Source organism: Marinobacter caseinilyticus (genome assembly GCF_011074955.1).
Classification (GTDB): domain Bacteria; phylum Pseudomonadota; class Gammaproteobacteria; order Pseudomonadales; family Oleiphilaceae; genus Marinobacter; species Marinobacter caseinilyticus.
Window position 1 is genome coordinate 22,149 of record NZ_WUQJ01000002.1, and the last position, 7,759, is coordinate 29,907.

The 7,759-nt window shown below is 53.9% G+C and carries 6 protein-coding genes; all 6 read right to left on the minus strand.

Annotated features, from left to right (window positions below; translation table 11 throughout):
- Nucleotides 1-4: 4 nt before the first annotated feature.
- Nucleotides 5-1,981: a M48 family metallopeptidase gene (locus GRX64_RS00185; RefSeq protein WP_166263170.1), complete on the minus strand. Its 1,977-nt coding sequence runs from the start codon at nucleotides 1,979-1,981 to the stop codon at nucleotides 5-7.
- Nucleotides 1,982-2,223: 242 nt separating this feature from the next.
- Nucleotides 2,224-2,811: a LemA family protein gene (locus GRX64_RS00190; RefSeq protein WP_166263171.1), complete on the minus strand. Its 588-nt coding sequence runs from the start codon at nucleotides 2,809-2,811 to the stop codon at nucleotides 2,224-2,226.
- 72 nt (nucleotides 2,812-2,883) lie between these two features.
- Entirely contained in the window at nucleotides 2,884-4,944 is a 2,061-nt protein-coding gene (locus tag GRX64_RS00195) for a putative bifunctional diguanylate cyclase/phosphodiesterase (protein WP_166263172.1), read from the minus strand.
- Between the two features lie 271 nt (nucleotides 4,945-5,215).
- Nucleotides 5,216-5,794, minus strand: a complete 579-nt coding sequence (sodB, locus tag GRX64_RS00200) for a superoxide dismutase [Fe] (RefSeq protein ID WP_166263173.1) — start codon at nucleotides 5,792-5,794, stop codon at nucleotides 5,216-5,218.
- 193 nt (nucleotides 5,795-5,987) lie between these two features.
- Entirely contained in the window at nucleotides 5,988-7,103 is a 1,116-nt protein-coding gene (locus GRX64_RS00205) for a 5-(carboxyamino)imidazole ribonucleotide synthase (RefSeq protein ID WP_166263174.1), read from the minus strand.
- Nucleotides 7,104-7,124: 21 nt separating this feature from the next.
- On the minus strand, nucleotides 7,125-7,616 hold the full coding sequence (gene purE, locus GRX64_RS00210; RefSeq protein ID WP_166263175.1) for a 5-(carboxyamino)imidazole ribonucleotide mutase: 492 nt from the start codon (nucleotides 7,614-7,616) through the stop codon (nucleotides 7,125-7,127).
- Nucleotides 7,617-7,759 lie beyond the last annotated feature (143 nt).

Consider the following 7,759-nt stretch of genomic DNA (forward strand, 5'->3'; position numbering starts at 1 on the left):
ACCGTTACTCAGGTAAAGGCTGGGGCATTAGCAAAGGTGGCATCGGACAGTCCAACTGATCCGCCACCAGTCGCAGTATGTCGTACTCCTGAACAGTGACTTTTCGGTCGCTCAGGATGCCTTGGGCGCAAGCATCAATGATGGCTGGTTTCAGCAGTGGCGACAGCGCATTGAGCTCGGTCAGGGCCTTCTGTAAGTCACGAATGGTGATCTTGTCTGGAAGCCGGGTTGAGCTCTCACCCCTCTCGACAAACCCCGCCATCGTTTGCCGGAATAGAGCGTCAGCCTGATCAGGCGCCGAGTTTGACGCCCGGGCGATCAATCCAAACAGCGTTATGAGACTGTCTTGAACCCCGCGATAGGAACGGTATTTTACTGGCGTTACCCGGCTTGACCCTGAGCTGAGATGTCGCTGTAGGAAGCTTGCCAATGAATATTCAAATAGACTCACCCGGCCGTCGGCGCGAATGAGCGTGTATACCTGCTTTATCAGGGTGTGGGCTTCATCGGGGTCAAGCTGGCGCAATGCCGGCATTGCCAGCTCAAGCGCAGGGAAATTCAAGGCACCCTCAAATTCAGACAGCGCCGGCATCAGTTTGCTGAGCAGGTCCGGCTGGGGCTCAAAAGGGTAAGGGGCTGTGGCCAGGGCCAGGCACTGGTCGCGTGCCGTGTCGCTGAGGCCGTAGACCAAAAGGGCGTAACACAATTGAATACTGCCGGTGCGCGTATACAGCAGCTCTCGGAAGGTTGCCGGCATTTGCTGCAGCAAGTGCTGGGCATAGTGTTCCCCAGCGCCGGTAAGCTGCCCCGTGTGACTTGATGGGGTGTCGGGTGCAGTAGTGGTGAAAGGTGACGTTATACCCTGAACATTGGCTTTGGCGTCACCCTCAAATCCGGCCGAAACCAACGGTGATGCTTGTCCCGCACCAAGACCGGTTTTTCGGGCAGGCACCGTATCCCGCATCCGACTTTTCAGGCGTGCCAGTAAACCTGGTTGAATGGCATTGATGCGATCAGCAATCGGAGGGTGCGAGGCAAGTAGACTGCTAAGGCGCATTCGAGCACTTTCACCAAAGCACATATGGTTCATATCACTGGCGTGGCTCGTGGTCTTAAGATAGCTGTTTTTAAAGCCAATTTTGAAAAGTGCCCCGCCAATGCCCTCGGGGTTGCGAGTAAATTGAACGGACGATGCGTCGGCGAGCATTTCCCGCTGTCGGGATACCGCCGCCTGAATCAGGCGGCCGAAAAACACACCGACATAGCCAATAACGGTCAGTGCCAAGCCCAGCAGCAAGGCCAATCCGCGCTCTTTGCCACCTCGTGAGGTGCCGTAGGATGATCGTGTGTTAGAGCTATGGAGAAGGAAGGCACCCACCTGGCTAATCATTAAAATACCTGCCAGCAGGGCAATCAGCCGCACGTTAAGTCTCATGTCACCATTGAGGATGTGGCTGAATTCATGGCCAACCACACCCTGGAGCTCATCGCGGTTCAGGTTGGTCAAGGCGCCATGGGTGACCACCATCACCGCTTCCGTGGGCGCGTAGCCGGCCACGAAGGCGTTGATTCCGACCTCATGATCCATGACATAAAGTTGCGGTACCGGCACGCCGCTGGCAATGGCCATTTCTTCAACAATGTTTCGCAACCTGCGCTCTTCAGTATCCTGGGTGGTTGGGTCAATCAGGCGTGCATTGACCATTTTGGCGACCCGTTCACCGCCGCCGGCAAGATCGATCCAGCGTATGAGCGACCCCACGCCTATGAGTCCGGTAACCGCCAAGGCGGTCATCAACCCGTGGTAGCTGGAGAGCCAATCGAAGAAAGACATCGAAGTGGTGTCACTCCGTGTGACGGTATAACCGACGACGCAAACCGCCAGGGTGATCAAAACCACCGCTGTCATGAACAGAACCACCAGCCAGCCGGTATTGCGTTTGGCTCGTGCCTGCCGGTTAAAAAAACCTGTAGCGCTCATGGGATGTCCTATCTGGCCCGTTCGTTCTTCTACCGAGTGCCTGAGTTTGATGAGTGCCGTGCCTGAGGGCTGAGCGACTACGGAACTGTGCGGTCAGTCTTCATCTGAGCGCTGGCAGCGCGCGGAACGCATGCCACCGACTATTATGAACTTTGAGACCCGGTGTTTGCCGGGAGCTCATCTCGCAGGCTGATCCTCAGCCGTCACCGCAGCGTGCGTAAACGCAGGAGCCGTGCACAGTACTAGAATGCAACTTTGGGCGCCTGGCGAGCTTCGGGTGACTCAAGCTGCAGTTGTTCCGTGGCTTTGAATGCAAACAGCCCTGAGATCAGATTGTTCGGGAATTGCTCACGGTAGGTGTTGTAGGTCATCACACCGTCATTATAAGCCTGGCGGGAAAAGGCAACGCGGTTTTCGGTGCTGGCCAACTCTTCCATAAGCTGCTGAACCGTCTCATTGGCTTTGAGTTCGGGGTAGTTTTCCGCCACAGCGTAAAAATTGGCGAGGGCCTTTGTCAGCATATTTTCGGCGCTACCCAGCTTCTGGATGCGGCTGCCGTCTGCGGGATCCTTGGCGGCTTCCTTTTGGGCGCTGACTGCGTTGTTACGTGCCTGCATGACCTCGGTAAGGGTGTTGCGCTCATGGGCCATATAGGCCTTGGTGGACTCAACGAGATTTGGAATCAGGTCATGACGCCGCTGCAACTGAACGTCTATCTGAGCAAAGCCATTTTTAAATTGGTTGCGGAGGGATACCAAGCGGTTATAGATGACAACGATATACACAACAGCAATGGCAATGACGGCCAGGCCAATGAGAGTGTTCTGCATAGAAGCTCCTTTTTAGTGAGGTAATCCAAAGGGTTGAGTTTTCAGTCTACTGAAAATCCGGCTCTCGCCACACTAAATATCATCTTCGGTTATTTTACTGTGGAAATGAGCGACAAATTTCTCAAAATCGTGGGGCAGAAGCGGTTTGCTGAAATAATAACCTTGGGCGAGCTGGCAGCCTCGTTGGCGAAGATAGAACTCCTGCTCTTCGGTCTCAACGCCCTCCGCGATAACTGACAGGTTCAGGCTCTTTCCCAGATCAATAATGGTATTGGCGATTCGGGTATCGTCTTCATTGGTCAGCAGGTCCTGGACGAACTGCTTATCAATTTTCAGATGTTGGACCGGCATCCGCTTCAGATAGGTCAGAGAAGAATAACCAGTGCCAAAATCGTCCACAGCGATGACGATGCCGGCATCCCGCAGCAGCTTTAATTTGGCAATGGCGTCCTCGATATTTTCCATGAAGCTGGTTTCGGTGACTTCCAGCTCCAGGCGTCCCGGTGGAATGGCATGTCTGTGCAGTGTTTCCAGCACATCGTCGACAATGTGATCCTGCCTCAGTTGCACCGCTGAGAGATTGACTGCAATGCGTATTGGATTGCCCTGAGTGGCCCAAAGGGCGGCCCGCCAACACGCCTGTTCGAGTACCCACTGACCAATCTCGACAATAGTTCCATTGAATTCGGCAAGAGGAATGAACTCATCAGGTGGCACCAGGCCGCGCTCTGGATGATTCCAACGCAGCAGGGCTTCGGCGCCAATGATTCGCCGGGATTCAAGATTGATCTGGGGCTGGTAGACAAGATGAAACTGGCCTCCGGGAAGCGCCAGGGACAGATCATGCTCAAGCTGTTTTCGTGCACGGATCTGCTGATCAACACTGGCAACGTAGAATAAGAACTGGTTTCGGCCCTCACTTTTAGCCAACGTCATGGTTTGCTCGGCTCTTTGCAGAAGCTTATCTGCTTGTATGCCGTCAGCGGGAAAGAGCGAAATGCCTATTGTTGCGGAGATGTAGATCTGTTGTTCCTGCAAGCGTACTGGCCGGCTGAACGTCTGCAGTAGCCATTCAGCGGTAGCCGCAGCCTGGTAGTCATCTTTCAGGTGTTTTTCGATCACCACAAATTGATCGCTGCCAAGCCGACCCACAATGAGATTCAGGTCCTCATGACGCTCCGACAGACGATCCGCGATCGCTTGCAGGATTTTATCGCCTGCTTCGTAGCCGTATTGATCGTTGGCACTTTTAAAATCGTCAATGCCGCAGCAAAACACGGAGAGGATCTGTTTGCTGCGCCGGTCATCTTCAATGGCACTGGCAAGAAGACCAAGCAGCGTTTCGCGGCTTGGCAGGCCGGTCAGGCTGTCATAACGGGATAACCTTGTGACCCGGTCTTCGGCTTCCCGATGTTTCTGCTGACCCTCAGAGATAGCCACCAACAGATTGTTGGTCGCATTGACCCACAACCCCAGTTCGTCGCGTTCATGGCTTTTGGGCATTGCCAGCAGCCGGTCATCCGGGTGATCGGGGTTGACGTCGCTGATTGAACGAATGATGCGTAGTAGTGGGCGGGTCAAAAGCAGGTGGTAAACAAAAAAGAGCACAAGGCCGAGGATAACGGCTCGGGCAACCCCGGATACGAACGTCAGTGTGGCACGGTCAAGCCATGTCCCGGCGGTGTAGGCGCTGTCGTAGTGAACCCGAAGGTAGCCGTATATGGTGGTGGGGTCGGCGGAGCGGCTCAAGGCAATCTGGTAGACACGCTCGGCTTGGAAAATCGGGTCAGTCACTTGCCGAAAGAGGGCGGATTGCAAGGGTCTGACACTCTCGCCCAAGGCTTCTCCGTCAGGGTGGGCAATGCGAGCAAAACGTACCGACCTCTGCTCAAACAGGCCATCAACTACTTGTTGCGCCAACTCTTCGTCGATACTGAAGACGGCTTGGGTAGAAGCGTCTCGCACCAGAGCCATAGTTTGGGCCGCTTGCTGATCGAGTTCCTCCGAGACACGCTGGGCATCGAGGATTATTTGCATGGTGCTGAGGGTAATGCCACTGATCAGTGCGACCGACAGCACCCACCGCAGGATGCGATATCCGAGACGATGTTCCAGTTGGAAGGCTGTCTTCATTGGAATCCGGTCATTATCGTGGACTGATCCTTGCTTTGCTGTCGGTTGAAAACCCGGGTGTCCAAAGAGAAAGCGAAATAGGGTCAACGGTTTTGATTGCTGAGTATGGTTCAATCTTTGCCGGTTACGCCAATGTAATGTCTATTTTTTCAGATTTTTAGCAGCGTCCCTGTTTAATTTTGTTGTGCGAATGTTTCGTAGATGCAAAAACGCCCGCGGAAGCGGGCGTTTTTAAACTATTGGCGAATATTTAGCCAATTAATACCGGGTGTTACGCGAGATTCTTGTTCACGAAATCCCAGTTGACCAGGTTCCAGAACGCCTCCAGGTAGTTGGGGCGAGAATTACGGTAATCGATGTAGTAGGCATGCTCCCATACATCCACCGTCAGTACCGGTTCGTCTGCGCCGGTCAACGGTGTTTCTGCGTTGCTGGTGTTTGCAATTGCGACACTGCCATCGGCCTTTTTGACCAGCCAAGTCCAACCGGAACCAAAATTGTTGGCTGCTTTGTCGTTGAACTCTTTCTTGAACGCTTCGAAAGAGCCAAATGCCTTGTTGATGGCATCCGCTGCAGCACCCGTTGGTTCGCCGCCGCCATTAGGGCTCAGACAGTTCCAATAAAAGGTGTGGTTCCAGACCTGAGCCGCATTGTTGAACAACGGACCGCTGGCGCTTTTGATGATTTCTTCCAGCGACTTATTTGCGTTGTCTGTACCATCCACAAGACCATTGAGCTTGGTTACGTATGTGTTGTGATGCTTGCCATAATGGTATTCCAGCGTTTCAGCTGAGATGTGTGGTTCCAGAGCGTTCTTTTCGTAGGGTAGTGCGGGAAGTTCAAATGCCATGAGATCGTTCTCCCTAGTTTCTCTCAATGGATCGTTTATGATCCGTGAATTGCATCTTATATGCGAAAGATTACCGCTATTGGCTCACCGCAACCGATACATTTCCGAGCTGGGTGGCTGCCCTCAGCCCCAATATTGAAGGCGACGGACTACTGAGTTTCATCGCTTATAGTTCGGGGCGATTTGTGGATTTTCAACCCCTGGATAACGAGCTTTTGAATTCTGGGGTTCCCGGCAAAAATTCGGCACAGTTTCGTACCCGCCACACCAGTTCCGCGTAATTATCGGCCAGCACATTGATGTGGCCAAGTTTGCGGCCCGGTCTTTCCAGCTTGTCGTAAAGATGCACGTGGGTATAAGGAAGCTCCATTATGCGCCGAATATCACCATGCTCTCCGATGATATTGATCATGCAGCTCACGCCACGCGGGCTGACATCTCCGAGGGGCTGACCGGAAACAGCTCGTATATGATTTTCAAATTGGCTGGTACTGGCCCCCTCAATCGTCCAGTGACCCGAGTTATGGACCCTGGGTGCCATTTCGTTGGCTACCAGGCCTTCCGGCGTTTCAAACAGCTCCAGCGCAAGGACACCCACATAGTTGAGTTCATTGAGGAGTGCGGAAGCAAAACGCTCCGCCTGCTCACTGACGGGGGGCGTGAGTCCAGGTGCTGGCGCCACGGAATATCTCAGGATGCCGTCATGATGGATATTTTCGGTAATGGGGTAAACCGCAACCTGGCCATCCTCGCCACGCACCGAAATAATGGAAACTTCCCGGCTGAAATCCACAAACTTTTCAACCATCAAGCGGGAATGATTGATTGAGTGCCAGGCGTCGGAAGCATCCTCGGGGGATCGCAGTACAGCCTGACCTTTGCCGTCATACCCTTCGGTGTTGGATTTCGCGACAACGGGGCAGCCCAGCGCTTCTGCTGCGGCTTTCAGAGACTCGGGACTGTCGGCCATGCGCCATTCGGGGGTGGGAATACCCAATGCCCCAAACAGCTTTTTTTCAGCCTCGCGGTTTTGGCATACCTGGAGTGAGCGAGGCGCAGGATGAACGGGTTTTGAGGCCGCTATTTTCTCCGCTATATGAACAGGTAGATGTTCGAACTCGTAAGTTACGCGATCGACACGGCTCAAGAAATCATCGAGATACTGTTCGTCACGATCAATAATGATATCGCCCAGACCGACGCTGGGGTTGCCTGATATATCATAGAATACGAACGTATTGGCCAGAGGGTAACCTGCGAGCGCCAGCATCCTGCCAAGTTGTCCTGCACCTAAGACACCGATTCTCATGGACTCACTCCTGCTGCTTGATTATGACTGTCTGGGGTCGGGATTATCCAGGATGTGCTGGGTCTGCGCCGCGCGGAAAGCGTCGACTTGCTTGCGCACAGTGTCATCAAAAGTACCGATGATTTGGGCGGCTAATAGCCCCGCATTGGTGGCGCCGGCTTTGCCGATGGCGAGAGTTCCGACTGCTATGCCTCCGGGCATTTGCGCAATTGACAGCAGTGAGTCCAGGCCATTCAGGGCCTTGGATTGTACCGGCACGCCGAGCACGGGCAGCGACGTTTGGGCGGCGACCATGCCAGGCAGATGGGCCGCTCCGCCAGCGCCGGCGATAATCACCTTTAAGCCCCGGTCGGCCGCTGTCTTGGCGTAATCAAACAACAAGTCTGGAGTGCGGTGGGCAGAGACCACTCGAGTTTCGTAGGCTACTCCCAGTTTTTCAAGCATTTCAGCGGCGTGCTCCATGGTCGGCCAATCCGATTTGGAACCCATAATAAGCCCTACGAGCGGCTGCATAAGCGACAGTCCTGAGGTGTTTAAAAGAAAGCCGGCCATTGTATGGACTGGTTCTGATCCATGCAAATGGCAATGATGAGACTCACAGGCTGAGACTCAATGGAATCATGACGTTTGCCCAATGCCTGTTTGGCTTATCGCCA

Excerpts from the sequence above, each read along its gene's own strand:
- GRX64_RS00205 (WP_166263174.1), bottom strand. The coding sequence starts at position 7,103 with ATGAGAATCGGTGTCTTAGGTGCAGGACAACTTGGCAGGATGCTGGCG.
- GRX64_RS00190 (WP_166263171.1), bottom strand. The coding sequence starts at position 2,811 with ATGCAGAACACTCTCATTGGCCTGGCCGTCATTGCCATTGCTGTTGTG.
- sodB (WP_166263173.1), bottom strand. The coding sequence starts at position 5,794 with ATGGCATTTGAACTTCCCGCACTACCCTACGAAAAGAACGCTCTGGAA.
- purE (WP_166263175.1), bottom strand. The coding sequence starts at position 7,616 with ATGCAGCCGCTCGTAGGGCTTATTATGGGTTCCAAATCGGATTGGCCG.
- GRX64_RS00195 (WP_166263172.1), bottom strand. The coding sequence starts at position 4,944 with ATGAAGACAGCCTTCCAACTGGAACATCGTCTCGGATATCGCATCCTG.
- GRX64_RS00185 (WP_166263170.1), bottom strand. The coding sequence starts at position 1,981 with ATGAGCGCTACAGGTTTTTTTAACCGGCAGGCACGAGCCAAACGCAAT.